18 protein-coding genes are annotated in these 15,381 nt (G+C 71.5%); 9 read left to right on the top strand and 9 right to left on the bottom strand.

Annotated elements, in window-relative coordinates; all coding sequences use genetic code 11:
* Positions 1–86: 86 nt before the first annotated feature.
* From ACBI99_RS01265 to ACBI99_RS01285, 5 genes are all read right to left on the bottom strand, one after another.
* Complete coding sequence (locus ACBI99_RS01265; RefSeq protein WP_375071481.1) at positions 87–1,976, bottom strand: exo-alpha-sialidase; 1,890 nt, start codon at positions 1,974–1,976, stop codon at positions 87–89.
* Positions 1,977–2,115: 139 nt separating this feature from the next.
* The gene (locus tag ACBI99_RS01270; RefSeq protein WP_219502783.1) at positions 2,116–3,357 is read right to left on the bottom strand and encodes an RNA polymerase sigma factor; all 1,242 of its coding nucleotides are present in this window, start codon (positions 3,355–3,357) and stop codon (positions 2,116–2,118) included.
* Entirely contained in the window at positions 3,354–3,683 is a 330-nt protein-coding gene (locus ACBI99_RS01275; protein ID WP_357585458.1) for a YciI family protein, read from the bottom strand. The genes ACBI99_RS01270 and ACBI99_RS01275 overlap by 4 nt, the downstream gene beginning before the upstream one ends.
* Before the next feature lie 43 nt (positions 3,684–3,726).
* Entirely contained in the window at positions 3,727–4,347 is a 621-nt protein-coding gene (locus ACBI99_RS01280) for a dihydrofolate reductase family protein (RefSeq protein ID WP_219502789.1), read from the bottom strand.
* A gap of 257 nt (positions 4,348–4,604) precedes the next feature.
* Positions 4,605–5,231, bottom strand: coding sequence for a methyltransferase domain-containing protein (locus ACBI99_RS01285; protein ID WP_357585456.1), 627 nt, complete (start codon positions 5,229–5,231; stop codon positions 4,605–4,607).
* 70 nt (positions 5,232–5,301) lie between these two features.
* On the opposite strand from ACBI99_RS01285, the gene ACBI99_RS01290 reads away from it, so the two are divergent.
* The 3 genes from ACBI99_RS01290 to ACBI99_RS01300 all read left to right on the top strand — a co-directional run bounded on the left by ACBI99_RS01290 (position 5,302) and on the right by ACBI99_RS01300 (position 7,313).
* Complete coding sequence (locus ACBI99_RS01290; RefSeq protein ID WP_375071482.1) at positions 5,302–5,742, top strand: MerR family transcriptional regulator; 441 nt, start codon at positions 5,302–5,304, stop codon at positions 5,740–5,742.
* A gap of 228 nt (positions 5,743–5,970) precedes the next feature.
* Positions 5,971–6,621: a hypothetical protein gene (locus tag ACBI99_RS01295; protein WP_375071483.1), complete on the top strand. Its 651-nt coding sequence runs from the start codon at positions 5,971–5,973 to the stop codon at positions 6,619–6,621.
* A 197-nt stretch (positions 6,622–6,818) separates the two neighbouring features.
* Positions 6,819–7,313, top strand: a complete 495-nt coding sequence (locus tag ACBI99_RS01300; protein WP_246644403.1) for a GNAT family N-acetyltransferase — start codon at positions 6,819–6,821, stop codon at positions 7,311–7,313.
* 66 nt (positions 7,314–7,379) lie between these two features.
* Here ACBI99_RS01300 and ACBI99_RS01305 read toward each other — a convergent pair whose 3' ends face one another.
* Positions 7,380–7,814, bottom strand: a complete 435-nt coding sequence (locus tag ACBI99_RS01305; RefSeq protein WP_357585450.1) for a hypothetical protein — start codon at positions 7,812–7,814, stop codon at positions 7,380–7,382.
* 219 nt (positions 7,815–8,033) lie between these two features.
* Between ACBI99_RS01305 and ACBI99_RS01310 the strand changes: the two genes are divergently transcribed.
* Together ACBI99_RS01310 and ACBI99_RS01315 are read left to right on the top strand one after the other, a co-directional pair.
* Complete coding sequence (locus tag ACBI99_RS01310; protein ID WP_308125683.1) at positions 8,034–8,516, top strand: carboxymuconolactone decarboxylase family protein; 483 nt, start codon at positions 8,034–8,036, stop codon at positions 8,514–8,516.
* Positions 8,517–8,965: 449 nt separating this feature from the next.
* Positions 8,966–10,126, top strand: coding sequence for an alpha/beta hydrolase (locus tag ACBI99_RS01315; RefSeq protein WP_219502804.1), 1,161 nt, complete (start codon positions 8,966–8,968; stop codon positions 10,124–10,126).
* 16 nt (positions 10,127–10,142) lie between these two features.
* Here ACBI99_RS01315 and ACBI99_RS01320 read toward each other — a convergent pair whose 3' ends face one another.
* Positions 10,143–10,907: an SDR family NAD(P)-dependent oxidoreductase gene (locus tag ACBI99_RS01320; protein WP_219502807.1), complete on the bottom strand. Its 765-nt coding sequence runs from the start codon at positions 10,905–10,907 to the stop codon at positions 10,143–10,145.
* A gap of 68 nt (positions 10,908–10,975) precedes the next feature.
* Here ACBI99_RS01320 and ACBI99_RS01325 point away from each other — a divergent pair, with 68 nt between their 5' ends.
* Positions 10,976–11,593 (top strand): helix-turn-helix domain-containing protein, encoded by a 618-nt coding sequence (locus ACBI99_RS01325; RefSeq protein WP_357585442.1) that lies wholly within the window; start codon positions 10,976–10,978, stop codon positions 11,591–11,593.
* A 6-nt stretch (positions 11,594–11,599) separates the two neighbouring features.
* On the opposite strand, the gene ACBI99_RS01330 is transcribed toward ACBI99_RS01325, so the two are convergent.
* Positions 11,600–12,088, bottom strand: coding sequence for an HXXEE domain-containing protein (locus ACBI99_RS01330; RefSeq protein ID WP_375071484.1), 489 nt, complete (start codon positions 12,086–12,088; stop codon positions 11,600–11,602).
* Positions 12,089–12,590: 502 nt separating this feature from the next.
* On the opposite strand from ACBI99_RS01330, the gene ACBI99_RS01335 reads away from it, so the two are divergent.
* Together ACBI99_RS01335 and ACBI99_RS01340 are read left to right on the top strand one after the other, a co-directional pair.
* Positions 12,591–12,824 carry a hypothetical protein gene (locus tag ACBI99_RS01335; RefSeq protein WP_375071485.1) on the top strand — a complete coding sequence of 78 codons (234 nt, stop codon included), beginning with the start codon at positions 12,591–12,593 and terminating at the stop codon, positions 12,822–12,824.
* Between the two features lie 160 nt (positions 12,825–12,984).
* The gene (locus tag ACBI99_RS01340) at positions 12,985–13,272 is read left to right on the top strand and encodes a Fe-S cluster assembly protein HesB (RefSeq protein ID WP_219502815.1); all 288 of its coding nucleotides are present in this window, start codon (positions 12,985–12,987) and stop codon (positions 13,270–13,272) included.
* Here ACBI99_RS01340 and ACBI99_RS01345 read toward each other — a convergent pair.
* Positions 13,269–13,865, bottom strand: coding sequence for a hypothetical protein (locus ACBI99_RS01345; RefSeq protein WP_219502817.1), 597 nt, complete (start codon positions 13,863–13,865; stop codon positions 13,269–13,271). The two genes, ACBI99_RS01340 and ACBI99_RS01345, sit on opposite strands and share 4 nt — an antisense overlap.
* 122 nt (positions 13,866–13,987) lie before the next feature.
* Between ACBI99_RS01345 and ACBI99_RS01350 the strand changes: the two genes are divergently transcribed.
* Complete coding sequence (locus tag ACBI99_RS01350) at positions 13,988–15,286, top strand: tetratricopeptide repeat protein (protein WP_375071486.1); 1,299 nt, start codon at positions 13,988–13,990, stop codon at positions 15,284–15,286.
* Positions 15,287–15,381: the final 95 nt, after the last annotated feature.

Here is a 15,381-nt window from a genome sequence, read left to right on the forward strand (position 1 = left end):
GCACGGCCTGGCCACCGGATGAGCCTCGGTCGTTCACCACCCGCGCAGGACATGGGATGTCCTGCGCGGGGCGATGACTCGTTTTCTCAGTTCACGTGGTCGAACGGGAGCCGCAGCCCGAGCCGGCCGCCGATCGGCAAGTTCCGCTCGCGGATCAGGTCCAGCTCCGTGCCGCTGAGGGCGCGGCGGTAGACCCGCAGCTCGTCCAGCGTCCCGCGGAAGCGGTCCGCGCCGTCCATCCGCTGGCCGACGTGGATTCCGCCGATCCCGAACTCCTTGCCGAGAGTCAGCGAGCCGGCCGGCGCCGCCGCCGCCGAGACCTGCACGCCGTCCACCATGAGCCGCAGCTCCCCGCCGGCCCGCTGGAGCGCCACGAAGTGCCACTGCCCGTCGTTGTACGCGCTCGGCGACTGGACGGTCACGTCGTACCGGTCGACGGAGAGCACCGCCCGGATGCGGTTGCTGGCAGGCTCGGCCCGCAGCCACAGCCCCGGCGGGTTGGTGCCCCGGTCCACCCGGTGGAACCAGAGGATCGCGTGCGAGCCGGTCTTCTCCGTGTAGCGGACCCAGGTGGTCAGCGTGAAGTCCTTGCCGCCCAGGTCGATGGAGTCGTCGAAGGCCACCTCCACCCGGTCGTCCACCCGGTCCAGGGCCAGCCCGCCGCCGAAGCGCCCGTCGGCGGGCTGCGCGCCGCCCCGGACGTACGCCGCGTTGCGGTGCGGCGAGGTGTCCGGCGTCGTCGGGCCGGGCTCCGGCGGGCCGGGGATGCCGGGCGGGGTGCCGTTCGGCGTCTCCAGGTACGCCTCGTTGAACCGCGCGAACCGGATCTGCTCGTACGGCGAGACGCTGCCCGCCTCGTACATCAGGGCCGCCTCGTCAGCGTCCAGCCGCACCATGTCCGAGTACGCCGACGGTCCCCAGTGGAAGACCTTGCCCTCGTCCCACGTCTCGAAGCTGCGGGCCTCGTCGTAGGACGACTTGATGCCCATCGCCTCCCGGGCGCCCGGGTGCATCGGCGAGGAGAAGAGGATGCGCTCGTCGTCGAAGCGCAGCAGCGACCCCTGGACGTCGGTCGTCGCCAGCGCCGGCACGGTGCGGAACGGCGCGTCCCACGTCCTGCCGCCGTCGCTGCTGGTCGCGTACGCCCGGCTGCCCTCGTCGGTGCCGCGCTCGCGGGCCGAGGCGTAGATCCGCCCGTCGGTGAGCTCGACGACGGTGACCTCCTGGGCGATGACCGTGCCGTCGTCGCGGGCCGTCTCGGCGCCGATGTTCCAGGTCACCCCGCTGTCGTCGCTGTAGAGCAGGTGGGTGCCGTACACGTGCTTGCCGACGCGGTCCCAGCTCTCGAAGCTGGCCCCGACGACCAGCCGGCCGGCGTGCGGGCCGGAGGTGAGCTGGATGCCGTGCATCGGGCCGGTTGCGTACCAGAAGTTCCACTCCGGGCGCTTGCCCTCGGTCATCTCCCTGGCGGCCGACCAGGTGGCCCCGTGGTCGTCGCTGAACTGGACCCACGGGTCGCGGTCACAGCCGTTCGGGCACGGCTCGGCGCCGTTGCGGGTGCTCACGAGCACGACCCGGCCGGTGCGCCCGTCGACGATCGGCACCGGGTTGCCGTGGGTCGTGCCGTTGCCCTCCGAGATCACCTGGATCGGCCCCCAGGTCCGGCCGCCGTCGGCGGAACGGCGCAGCACGAGGTCGATGTCCTCGTCGTCGCCGCAGTCCTTCACCCGCCCCTCGGCGAACGCCAGGACCATGCCGTTCGCCGCCCGCACCACGGCGGGGATCCGGAAGCAGCTGTAGCCGGAGTCGCCCCGGTTGTAGATCACCTGCTCGTCCACGAACGGCGCGCTGTCGCCGGTCGCGGCGGCCGGCGCGGCGAACGCGCCGACGAGTAAGCCTGCGAGCGCCATCACGGCGCCCGCCCGGCGCCGCAGGAAGCGCCCGGTACGGCTCTCCGGGGGATAGCCATCGTGCATGTCTTCGCCCTTCTGGCTGGAGTAGCTGGGGGAGAAGACATCCTACGTCCAACGTCGGATGTCACAACAGATGGTTAACGTAGAATGTCCGCCAGAAAACGGGCCGGATCTCCAGGCGCCGGCACAGCGCCCGCGGGCGCTACCGGAGCCGGTCGCGGCGGCGGGTCAGGGCCGCGGTCTCGGCGGTGTTGCCCGCCAGCTCGATGGCCCTGTCGTACGCCGCGCGCGACTCCCGGCCCCGGCCCAGCCGGCGCAGCAGGTCGGCGCGGGTCGCGTGGTAGGCGTGGTAGCCGGCCAGCTCGGGCTCAAGACGGTTGACGGCCGCCAGCGCCACCTCCGGGCCGTCGAGCTCGGCGACCGCGATGGCCCGGTTGAGGGCGACGACCGGCGAGGGGTCGAGGCGGACGAGCTGGTCGTACAGGGCGACGACCTGCGACCAGTCGGTGTCGCGCACGTCCCTGGCGGAGGTGTGCACGGCGTTGATCGCCGCGAGGATCTGGTAGCGGCCCGGAGCCGCCCCGGCGGCGGCAGCGGCGAGACGCTCGCGCACCAGCTGATGGCCCTCGGCGATCAGCGCCGCGTCCCAGGCCCCCCGGTCCTGCTCGTCGAGGGCGACCAGCTCGCCGCCCGCCGAGACCCGGGCGGTGCGGCGCGCCTCGGTGAGGAGCATCAGCGCCAGCAGCCCGGCCACCTCGCCGTCCTCCGGCATGAAGGTGCGGAGCAGGCGGCCGAGCCGGATCGCCTCGGCGGTCAGGTCGGGGCGTACGGGATCGGTGTCGGGGCCGGTCGCCAGGTAGCCCTCGTTGAAGACGAGGAAGAGGACGGCGAGCACGCCGGAGACGCGTGCCGGCAGGTCCTCGGCGGACGGCACCCGGTAGGGGATGCGAGCCGCCTTGATCTTGGCCTTGGCCCGGGTGATCCGCTGCCCCATCGCGGTCTCCCGCACCAGGAAGGCACGGGCGATCTGGGCGACAGTCAGGCCGCCGACCAGTCGCAGCGTCAGCGCCACGCGGGACTCCATCGCGAGCGCCGGATGACAGCAGGTGAAGATCAGCCGGAGCCGGTCGTCGTCGATGGCTCCGAGAGGCTCGGCCGGGTCGTCGTCGTACAACAGCTGGGCCTCCTTCTGCTTGTCCGCGCGCTTGCTCTCGCGCCGGACCCGGTCGATGGCCTTGCGGCCGGCCGTGGTGGCCAGCCAGGCGCCAGGGCTGGGAGGCACGCCGTCGGCCGGCCACCGCTCGACAGCGGCCGCGAACGCCTCCGCCGCCGCCTCCTCGGCGACATCGAGGTCCCCGAACCGCCTGGCCAGCGCGGCCACCACGCGCGACCACTCCTCGTGGTGGGCCCTGGTGATCGCCTCACGGACGCCGGCCACGGTCACCCGCCCAGGAACGGCCGTACCTCGACCCTCCGGTTGCACGCCTTGGACCCCTCGGCGGCGAGCTTGAGCGCCACGTCGAGGTCGGGAGCCCTGATGATCCAGAGGCCGGCGAGGTACTCCTTCGACTCCAGGAAGGGCCCGTCGGTGAGCATCGCCTCCCCGCCCCGGTTGTCGATCACGGTGGCCGTGCCGGGCGAGGCCAGGCCGCCGGCGAACACCCAGTGGCCCTCGGCCACCAGCCGGTCGTTGAACGCGTTGATGGCGGACATCTCGTCCGGCGTGGCCGAGGCGGTCCTGTCGTCGATCACGGAAACCAGGTACTGCATCTCAGGTCATCTCCTGCGTGACGGTCGGTCGTACGAGGGGCGGCTATGACGCGAGGTCCGGGCCGGCGTACCGCGGGCGCCCGGCAGGGCGGTAGACCTGGCACGTGATGCCGCTCGCGAACGCCCGGAAGCCGACCAGGTCCAGCGCCAGGTCCGGGCCCGTGGCGGGGAACAGCCGCGTGCCCTGGCCGACGACCACGGGATAGGTGAACAGGGTGATCTCGTCGACCAGGCCCTCGTCGAGCAGCCGGCGGACCAGCGCGCCGCTGCCGTGCACCTGCAGCTCACCGTCCCGCTCGGCCTTCAGCTCCCGCACGGCGTCCACGGCGTCGCCGGACAGGACGGTCGTGCCCGCCCATCCCGGGTCGGTGAGCGTGGCCGAGGCCACGTACTTGGGCCGCGCGTGCAGGGGGCCGCCGATGGGGTTGCTCTCCGGATCCGGCATCACGCCCCAGGAACCGGCGAAGATCTCGTACGTCCGCCGGCCGAACAGGAACGCGTCGGCGCGCTGGTAGATCTGCCCGAGGAACGCCTCGGCCTCACCGTCGAACAACGGCAGGGCCCAGCCGCCGCGCTCGAACCCGCCCCTGCGGTCCTCGTCCGACTGCCCGAGTCCCTGCATCACGCCGTCGACGGATACGTTCGTGATGGTCGTCAGCTTCATGCTCGTCATCCTTCTCTTCCTCGACCCTGGGGACATCCCTCGTGGGCGCCCTCTCACACCTTCAACGAACAGCCCCGGCCCGATCCGACAGGGACGTTTCTCTGAATCTCCGGGTTTCTCACTCCGCGGTGACCGTGGCGAGGCCGGACCGGTAGGCGGCGATCACGAGCTGGGCGCGGTCACGGGCGTGGAGTGGCGGACCATCCGCCCGCACGGCGTCCCTCCCCTGGTCCACCTCGTACGGCGGGCCGCGGCCGTCATGGGTGACGGCCGGCGCCGGCCGGGTTGTCGGCGAGCACGCAGGCGACGGGCGGGTCGAGGTCGAGGGTCTCGACCCGGAGGCGGGTGAAGCCGGCCTGGGTGAGCAGGTCCTGGAGCTCCTGGGCGGCCCGGGCCGTGGTGTCCCGGTTGGCGCCCGGGCTGCGCGGCTGGCTGACGAGCGCGATGCGGCCTCCGGGGCGGAGCAGGCGGCGCAGCTCGGCGAGCCGCTCCACCGGGTTCGGCCAGAACCCCGCGGAGTTGACGGCGAGGACGGCGTCGAGCGGGTCGCCGAAGCTCGGCAGCCGCTCCACGGAGGCCTGTGTGAGGCGCACCCGGCGGGCGCGGACGGCGGCGGCGTTGCGGCGGGCGGCCTGCCGGACCATGGTCAGGGAGTGGTCGACGCCGAAGACCTGGCCGTGGGTGGCCCGGCGGGCGAGCTCGGCGATGGCGATGCCGGGACCGAATCCGATCTCCAGCACCCGGTCGGTGGGCCGCACGTCCAGCAGCGACACCGCCCACCTGTTGCGCTGCCGGTTGGAGGGGCGAAGGGCGAACATCCAGCTCGTCGCCCACCCGACGACGCCTCGGGGGCGATGGGCCTGGCCCACCAGGTATCTGATCACGCGCTGCTTGAAAGACGTATCCGCTGTTCGCATGATCGCCAGTCAATGGCTTCAAGTATGCTTGAAGTCAATGGGCGAGCAGTTGACGATCGGCGAGCTGGCGAGCCGCACGGGTGTCGCCACCTCCGCCCTGCGCTACTGGGAGGAGTTCGGCCTCCTGCCGGCGCCGGCCCGGATCTCGGGCCGGCGGCGTTACCCGCCGTCGGCGGTCGAGCTGGTCGGCGTGGTCCTGCTGCTGCGCGACGCCGGCTTCACGCTGCGGGAGATCAGGGCGTTCGTCGCGTCACGCGCACCGTCCGACGACGGATGGCGCGAGCTCTACCGGCGCAAGCTCGCCGAGCTGGACCAGCGGATCGCCCAGGCCCAGGTGGCGCGCACCGCCATCGCGCACGGCCTGGCCTGCCCGCACGAGGACCTCTTCGCGTGCGCCAACTTCACCGGCGGGATCGCGGCGCTCCTGTCGGGATCCTCGCTCGAAGAGGCACACGACGAGATCCACTCGCACCCCTGACCGGATGAACCCTTCAGGCCGTCGGCGCGTCCCTCAGATATGAAGGGATCACGTTGGACCGTCATCGCGTTGCTCGCGGCGTTGTGCGCCTGCGGTCAACCCGGTGCCGGCGCGGCGCCCACGGCGGCCGGGACCGAGACGATCGTGTTACCGAGGGCCGATCAGCCCGCACCGCATCGGCCCACCCTGGAACGGCTCGAACGAGAGGCGGCGTCATCGGGCCGGCCCTTGGAGGAGGTCGTCAAACGGTACGCGACCCGGCTGGCCGCCACCTCGTCGCCCAAACCGACGGACTTCGACGGGTACGACCCCGCGGTGACCGAGCCGGACGTGACGATCGACGGCATCCCCTACGCCGAACTGGTCGACCTCGTGAACGTCGCCAGATCGCAGGGCATCTCCTACGAGGAGGCCATCGACCGCTTCGGCTCACAGACGGCCAACAACCGGGTGCTCGACAAGCTCCACAAGGAGTTCCCCGGCGAGCTCTCCGGCATCAGGTACGTCGACGACCACCGAGGGCTGCGCATCGGCTTCAAGGGGCGCGTCCCGGCTCGCGCGATCGAGCTGGCCAGGACCCTTCCCACGGAGGTCACGCTGATCGGCGGCAAGGGATTCTCGTCCGCCGACCTCCAGCAGGCCCACGACACGGTCGTCACCTGGCTCCGTTCCCGGCCCGAGGTGGCCACGATGACCTCGCAGACGGATGAGGAGACCGGCCAGGTCAAGGTCACGATCCAGCCGAAGGCGATGCCGGACGACGAAGAGGAGTTCGAGCGCGGGCTTCGGCTCCCCCGGCCGGACAATCCCCGCATCACCATCGAGGTGACGCTCTCCGCCGATTCTGTCGCCGTCCGGCCGCTTCGCGTGCAGTCATGACGTTCTCCTCGGCGTACGGGTGCCGCGCAGGTGGCTCATGCCGGGGACGAGGAGCAGGCACGGCGGGATCACCAGCACCAGCCCCGATCTCCCCCAAGGCACGTCCGTCATGGTCCGGCCGCGGTGGGCGGGCCATGATCGAATCTGCTAGTGTCTGCTTTCCGGTCGGATGTTGATTCCGGCCGGAAGGTCTATGTATGACCACTATCAAGGCAACCGTGCGGCCCATCAACGCCGCGGACCGCCCCATCATCGAACGCCTCTGGCTCATGTTCCGCCACGACATGGCGGACTTCCAGGGCGGGCTGCCCAGCCCCGACGGCACCTATCACAGCGACCGGCTGCGCACGGCGCTCGAGGACGACGAGTGGACGGCGTACCTGTTCACCAGCGGGGACCGGCCCGTCGGGTTCGCGTTCGTGCGCGCCCTGTCCGGCCCGGCGCGCGTGCTCAACAGCTTCTTCGTGGTACGCGGCGCGCGCCGTTCCGGGGTCGGGATGGAAGTCGTGCGAGACGTGATCTCCCGGCATCCGGGGCCTTGGAGGATCGCCTTCCAGGAGGCCAACACGGCGGGCGCGGCGTTCTGGCGTCGCGTCGCCACGGAGATCGCCGGTGACGCGTGGAAGGAGGAGCCCGCGGCCGTCCCTCCGGACGTGTGGATCTCGTTCACCGCCCCTGACCAGGGCCGGTAGAGCGATTGGGCGAGACCCCGCCGGCGCCTGCCGGCGGGGTCTCGCCCGCATCCCCCAGATGGCTGATCAGCCGCCGCACAGGCTGTGCCAGCGGTTCACCCACTCGATGTTGGTGACCACCGAGCCCCAGTTGCGCCAGCCGCCCGGCATCGAGCCGGCGTCGGCGAGGCCGTAGTGCAGGCACTTGCGCTGCTTGCTGCTGAGCTCGGGGCCGCTGCCGCTGTCGGTGTAGTACTGGTAGGTGACGATGACGTGGTCGGCGCCGTTCGGCTCGGACTCGCCGTTGTTGAAGAAGGAGCGGATGCCTGAGACGTTGCCGCTCCAGTTGCCCGCCTTCTCCAGCTTGAGCGTGCCGGTCTGGCCGGAGCCGCTGTAGAAGCAGACGTAGCGGTAGTTGCAGTCGCCGGCGTCGTCCGCGCTTGCGGCGGGCGCCATCGCGAGGCCCAGAGCGGCGGCGGTCGCTCCGGCGGCGGCGATGCTGATGATGCGTCGAAGAGTCATGCGGATGAAGCTACGGATGACCGCTTTGGATCGACTTTAGTTCCGCTGTGCCGAGGGGGGAATCCCGGCGATCGTGAAAGCGCCCTTGTCCTCGTGACGCCCGGTGGGTGGCGGCGGGGGCCGCGGCGCGCACATTCTTGGGCCGAGCGGTCACCTTCGTCCCCTGCGCTCCGTCAGTGCAGCAGTGATCCAGCATTGGAACCGAGAAGGGACAACCCCGTGACCACCACCCAGTCGCGTCTGCCGAACCCCGCCGTGCTCGTCCCCGAGCTCAAGGACATCGGCGGCGCCCTGTACAAGGCCACCGGCAACGGCACGATCCCGCAGACGACCATCAGCCTGGTCCAGCTGCGCGCCGGTCAGCTCGCCGGCAGCACGTACCTGACGGTCCTGCACACCGGCAACCTCCGCAAGGCCGGCGCCGCCGAGGAGAGCATCACCGCCGTGGCCTCCTGGCGCGACGCGCCCTACTTCACCGACGCCGAGCGCGTCGCGCTGGAGCTGGTCGAAGCCGTGCTCACGCCGAACCCGGCCGGCGAGCGCGTCCCCGACGAGCTGTACGCGAGGGCGTCCGAGCACTACGACGACCAGGCTCTGGCCACGCTCATCATGGCCATCGGCCAGGTCTGCTTCTTCCTCCCGCTTGCCCTCATCGGCAAGCCCCTGCCCGGCGTGTCACCGGCGGAGCAGTGGCGGCAGTAGCGCCCGGACCCTAGGCGGTGACGTCGTGGGTGTACAGCCAGGAGGTGCCGCGTTCGTAGAAGTGCCGTAGGGCCACCGGCATGAGGAGGTTGCGCAGCCGGCGGGCGACGGGACCGGCGATCTTGGCGCGCGGTTGGCGGCGGCGGACCTGACCATCTTGGCGATGCGGGCCCGGCGCCGCCGGGCGTAGTCGGCCAGGGCGTCGGCGCGCTCGAGCGCGCGGGCCCGAAGACCAGGTTGAACGTCCCGGGCTCGACGTCGGGGCCGTCGGCCACGCCGGAGGCCGAGTACAGGCCCGCGTACGCCGGCTAGGGGGCGCCGGGGTCGAGGATGCGCCTGGTCGCCGACCTGCTCCTCCACGGCCTCACCGGCCCCACGGACCCGCCCGCCTGAGCCCGGGGCGCGGGGCTCTTGACCTTGACGTAACGTCAAGGTCTTTCATGAGGGCCATGAAGATCCGCTCTGATCGGCGCCACGGCGTCCGGCGTGTCCCGCGGGGCAGCCTCGATCTGGCCTACGTGCGTACGGGGCGGCGGGGGGCGACGCCGCTGCTGGTGATCCCGGGAGGACCGGGGCTGGGCTCGGTCGTCCCGTATCGCCGGCTCAGGCGCCTGGCCGCCCACCGGGGATTCGACGTGATCATGGTCGAGCACCGGGGCGTCGGCTTCTCCCGGCGTGACCGTACCGGCATGGATCTGCGGTGGGAGGATCTCACCGTCACGGCGGCGGTCGAGGACCTGGTGGCGGTGCTCGACGCGTGCGGCGTGGACCGGGCCGTCGTCTACGGCACCTCCTACGGCGGCTATCTCGCGCAGGTGCTCGGCGCCACCCATCCGGAGCGCGTGTCCGGCATGGTGCTCGACTCCACCTACGCCTCGGCCGACGACTTCGACCTCTGCCGGGCGTACCTGCGAAGGCTGCTGTGGGACGGCGACGAGCCCGAGACCAGGGGCGTGGCGGCGGCGCTGCGCGCCCTGGTGGAGTCGGGCAAGGTCACGGACGAGGACACGGCCGTCGTGGTCCCGCTCGCCTACGAGCTCGGCGGGGTTCCGCTGCTGTCCAAGCTGCTCATGGCGGTGGACAAGGGCAGGCGCGGGCTCTGGGACCGGCTGGCCGCCCTGGTCACCGGCGAGACGACCCGGGTGCGCCCGTACGTGATGGAGTTCGACCTCGCCGGGGTGATCAACTTCCGTGAGGCCTACGCGCTGAAGCCGGACGGCCTGCCCCTGGACTCCGCCCTGCCGTACGCCTCCATCGCCGGCCGGTTCCCCGCCTTCACCGGTGAGCCCGTCGACGCGCCCGCCGCTCTGCGGAGCTTCACCTGGCCTGTCGCCGTGGTGTCCGGAGCCAGGGACCTGCGGTCCATACCGGCCGTCGCGCAGCGGATCAGCGAGCTGACTCCCCACGGCGTGCTCGTGCCCTTCGACGGGCTGGCGCACAGCATCCTGGACAACCATCCTGCCGCGGCGCTGGCCGTCGCCCGCACGGTGACGGAGGAGGACCTGCGTCTGCTGCCCGCGCGGACGGCTCGCCTGGCCGCCCTCCCCGGCCGAGGCAAGGCGGCGCTCGCCGGCCCGCTGATGAACCTCATGCTGGCCGGAAGCGCCTGAGGCCGGCGCGGCGAGGTCAGGCGCGCGGCCCCAGGAACAGGCCGCCGCTGGCGTCGACGACCTGGCCGGTGATCCATCGGGCGGCGTCGGAGGCGAGGAAGGCGACCACGTCGGCGACGTCGTCGGCGCTGCCGAGGCGGTCGAGTGCCGTAGACCCGGCGATGAAGCCGGCCAGGCCGGGCGCGTCGAAGACGGCCGCGTTGGCGGGGGTGCGGGTGGCGCCGGGGGCGACGGCGTTCACGGTGATGCCCCGGACGCCGAGCTCGTTGGCCAGGGTCAGGCTCATGGTCTCGATCGCGCCCTTGGTCATGGCGAAGGACGTCTGGGCGGGGTTGGCCATGCGGGTCGCGACGGACGAGATCGTGACGATCCGGCCGCCGTCGCGCATCAGGGGCAGGGCGCGCTGGATGATGAAGTACGGCGCCCGTACGTTCACGGCGAACAGGTGGTCGAACTCGGCCCGCGTCGTGGCGCCGAGCGGACCGGCCGGCTGCGCTGCCGCGTTGTTGACCACGATGTCGAGGGGCCGCCCGGCCAGAACGGCCTCGACTCCCGCGAAGAGCTCGTCGACGTCGCCGTCCACGCCCAGCTCGGCCCGGACGGTGACGGCGGTCCCGCCGTCGCGCTCGATCCGGCCGGCCGTCGCCGTCGCGCCGTCCGCGTCCGTGCCGTAGTGCACGATCACCATCGCTCCCCTGCCCGCCAGCCGGGTCGCGATCGCCTGGCCGATGCCGCGCGAGGCGCCGGTCACCAGGGCCGTCCTGCCGATGAGATCACTCATGTCCACCACTCCTTACTGTTAGCGACTACCGATTTGGTAGTGACTATCACGATGGTAGTGTCTAACACATGCCGGAGCAGCACTCAACCCTGCGAGCACGACGACGGGCCCAGACGCGGCGCACGATCCAGGGGCACGCGATACGGCTGTTCAGCGAACGCGGCTACGACGCCACGACCATGAACGACGTCGCCGACGCGGCCGGAGTCTCGCCCATGACCGTCTACCGGCACTTCCCCACCAAGGAAGACCTCGTGCTCGTCGACGAGCACGGCAGGCTCATCGCCGAGCGGATCGCCGCGTCGCCCGCCGGCCTGCCCCTGGTCCGCCGCATCGGCGGCGCGCTCGTCGACGCCGCCACGGCCCTGACCGGCGACGATATGGCAGCGGACCGGCAGTTCCTGCTCGCCCGCCTCCAGCTCATGATCTCCACGCCCGCCCTGCGGGCCAGGCACCTGGACAACCAGTACGCCCTCCAGCAGGCCATCATCGGCGCCCTGGCGAACGATCCCGCCGACCCCGACGCGGCGTTCCGGGCCCAGGCGGCGGCCAGCGCCTGCCTGGCCGCCCTGCACACGGCGATGGTGCGCTGGGCCGAGGACGACGGGCGGACCGACTTGCCCGCCCTGATCGGCAGGGCCCTCGCGGCCGTCTTCGGCGACGACGTCGTCAGCCCAGCACGATGACCGGCCTCACAGGAACAGGAAGCCGACCGCCGCGGCGGCGATGAGCGTCCCCAGCAGGAGGGCGAGGGCGATCTCCCGGGTGTCCGCCCGTCCTTCGCGCCTGATCCAGGCCAGATAGACGGCTGTCGCGGGGAGGGAGACCACACTGGCGGTGACGGCTCCCGGCGAGTATTCGCCGAGGGCAACCCAGGCGCCGAGGTGGAACAGGGCGTTCATGGCGAACTGCCATTGGAAGGCGGTCGCCAGCACCACCCACCCGCCGTGCCGGCCCTGGCGCATGGCCCGCCAGGAGGTCGCCAGGACCAGCAGGACGAGCGGGATGTGGTAGGCGGCGAACATGCCGGTGGTCTCCGGGCCGAAGTGCCGGGTGGCCCAGGCCGCGAAGCCGGGCAGTTCCTCCAGCGTGTGCACGACGTAGACGCCGAACGGCAGCAGGAAGGGAAGGACGCCGCCGATCGGCGCGACCTCGCGCGAGCCTTCGTTCACAGCGGACATGGCCACGGGATACCTCCTGGGGGTTTGCTGAGCAGGGCGGCTAGACTATGAGGAATCCCTCGCTTTTTGTACTCGCTTCTGACGGCGTCCGGCGCCCCCGCCCGCTCGCCCCATCGCCCCAGGAAGACGCCGCGCCAGCAGCGCGCCCGGGAGACGCGCCGGCGCATCGAGGAGGCGGCGGCTCGCGTTCTCGCCCAGCACGACGGATCGCGTCGCCGAGGAGGCGGGCCTGTCTTGTTCGAGCAGGCCCCGAGGCTGCCGGAGATCATCGACCGCTTCCGCCAGGCCGAGGGCGCGGCCCGGCCTCCTTGAGCGATCGGCACAGGATCCGCCCAGCGCGTCCGGCCGACAGGCAGCGCTACCGCCGGAGGTAGCGCAGGCGGTATGGATCTTGCTGCGCTCGCGCTGCCAAGCTCGACCCGGTGGGGCGGCCGGCTCAGGAAGAGCTCCGCGAGACCCGTCTTGCGAGGGCCTGCCCCATCCCGAGTACGCAGGAGGAATCATGCGCAAGCTGAAGATAATGATCACAGTGGCCGGCTTCGGTATCGCCGCCGTCGGCGGTGGAGTGCTGCTGACCGGGCCGGTCGCGTACGACGGCGCCGCCGGCGAGCCGGGAGTGGCTGTGACGCGCACGGCGGAGACCGGGCTGCTGGCCGGCAGCGCTTCGAGTACCCCGGACATCATCGCGGGCAGGCATTCCAAGGCTGCCGGGGAAAGGGTGAAGAACTGGGTGTAGCCGGTTCCTGAGGCCCGGTCTCGGCGCGGCGGCGCGCCGAGGCCGCATCACTCGCGGTGTCGTAATTGACACCATTTGCCCCCACTTGGGGTTATTGGCCTCTCCAGCGCGGGCAGGGCTTCAGAAGCAGTAGCGAGCGGACAACCCGGGAGGAGTGGCCGTGCTCACGCTGACCACCGACGCGGTCGCGGCGATCCGCGATCTGACCACACAACCCGAAACTCCGCCGGACACCGGGCTGCGCATCGCGGCCTCCTCCACCAACGGCTCCGACAGATCTCTGGAGCTGTCGGTCTCGGGCGGCCCGCACCCGGAGGATCAGATCCTCGAGGCGGAGGGCGTACGGGTGTACCTCGAACCGAGCGCCGCCTCGTTCCTGGACGACAAGACCCTCGACGCGGAGATGGAGGACGACCGGCCGTCCTTCCGGATCATCCCCCGGACCTAAGAGCGCGGCCCAGGCGAGCCCGTCCCGCGCCTGTCGAACTCGTCGGGCGTGCGGACGCCGTCGTCCAGGACCGCCGTGTAGATGTCGTAGCTGCTGACACGCGGCCCGCCCCGAGCCGCCAGGGCACGTTTGATCAGCAGGATCGCGGCCCTGCTCTCGTCGGTGAGGCGGGGTCGCAGCGTGCGCAGGTGGACGGTGCTGGGCTGGCGGTCGGGCTGGTCGATGAACCACACGTCCAGGTTCCAGTCGTTGCCGTCCGGGGCCCGGTAGTGCACGCCGAGATAGACCCCGTCGGGATAGAGCGGATCGACGTTCCACGCGCCCGTGTCGTCGCGGATCTGCACCTGGCGTACCCGGGGGTGCAGGACGAGGCCTGCGCCGAGGCGTGAGATGTCCGCGATGGTGTGCTCGTCGAGTGCCGCGCAGGTCACGTCGATGTCGAGGTCGCGGGTGACCATCAGGCCGAGCGCCGCGCTGCCCACCCGCGCCGGCGCGCCGATCTTCCCGAGGGCCGCGGCCAGGCCCAGATCGTCATAGGCGGCGTCCGCCGCGGCCTGCAGCTCCCTCTGTTCGCGCAACAGTTCGCCGGTCACGACGCAAGGCTACAAGCGGTGCGGCTTCGCGTGCGCCGTGACATGACGATGACACGGCGCTGACCCGGCGCGCACAAGGCCGGTCGATAGTGAAGGGGCCTGAATCGAAAAAGGAGAATGCCTTGCGCAATGGCCGAGAATGGGACCGGCGTTCGCTGCTGCGGGGCGCCGCCGTACTGGCCGGTGCTGCGGCGACCGCGCCACTGGCGGGCGGCGCGGCGCCGGCGCTGGCCGACGGCGGTGACGCGGATGCGCTGTTCCGGGCCGGGGAGTTCGAAAGGGCCGGCCGCGCGTACGAGGAAATGCTGAAGAAAGACCCGGTGAATGTGCACGCGGCCCGCCGGCGCGGTTATGTCGCGCTGCTGTCCAACCAGTTCCAAGACGCGGAGAAATATCTCAGGAGAGCCGTCGAGCTGGCGCCCGACGACAAGGAGGCCAACCATTTCCTGGCCGACTGTTACACCCGGCAGGACAAGTTCTCTCTCGCCGTGCCGCGATGGCGGGCCGCCGGTGAGGAAGGCTACGCCACGTTGTTCGCGGCGTTCCGCGGCGAGCCGTACCAGATCCACGGCGACGTGGGCCGGGTGCCGTGGCGGCAGCTCGACCCGGCGCCGATGCTGCAGGCGTCGCTCAACGGCGGACCGCCGATCAACCTGTCGTTCTACACGCGCGTCGCGCAACTGGGCGTGTCGCAGAAGGCGGCGGAGGACGCCGGGATCCGCGCCGTGACCGAGGACAAGCTGGAGTACGAGGGCAGGACCATGACCATCTGGTCCGGGATCCTGGACTCCTTCCGGCTGGGCGGCATCGAGCTGCGCAACATCCCCGTGGGCTGGTCAGACGACGACGGCCCGGGCATCGGCGACGGACTGATCGGCACGTGGATCCTGTACCACTTCCTGACCACCGTCGACTACGCCGGCCGGTCGCTGATCCTGCGCCGCAGGACCCCCGAGACGGCCAGGGCGGCCCGCGCCGCCGCCGCACGGTCCGGCGCCGAGCCGCTGCCGCTGTGGCTGGCCCCCGAGCACCTGCTGTTCACCCGGGGCAGCATCACCGGCGCCATCGGCTCCGGCCCGCGCGTGGTGGCCCTGAACCTCGGCGGGACCGGCGAGATGGCCGTGAGCATGCCCGCGGACACGGTCGAACGGTTGCGGATCCGTACCGACCACGACCGCCCGGTGGAGGCTTTCGCCGGCGGGCAGCCGGTTGTCAGCCATCCCTGCTACCCGGAGGAGGTCCGCCTCGGCAGCGCCGCCGCCCACGACGTCTACTGCTACGCCGACGACCGGCCTGCGCTCGGCCGAGAGGGCTTCGACGTGCACGCCAGCTTCTCGCACAGCTTCTTCAAGCCCTACCACGTCACCCTCGACTTCACCGGCATGACCGCCTACGTCGTCCGGGGCCGCGCCGCACCGTGAACGGGCCCGGCATCAACCGATCGGTTGATGCCGGAATCCACCACCCCGCTCTCCGCCCGGACGATCCGCCACCCCGGCATCCGGGCGAAGCTCGA

Origin of the sequence: Nonomuraea sp. ATR24 (assembly GCF_041950485.1) — a bacterium.
In the GTDB taxonomy this organism is placed as follows: domain Bacteria; phylum Actinomycetota; class Actinomycetes; order Streptosporangiales; family Streptosporangiaceae; genus Nonomuraea; species Nonomuraea ceibae.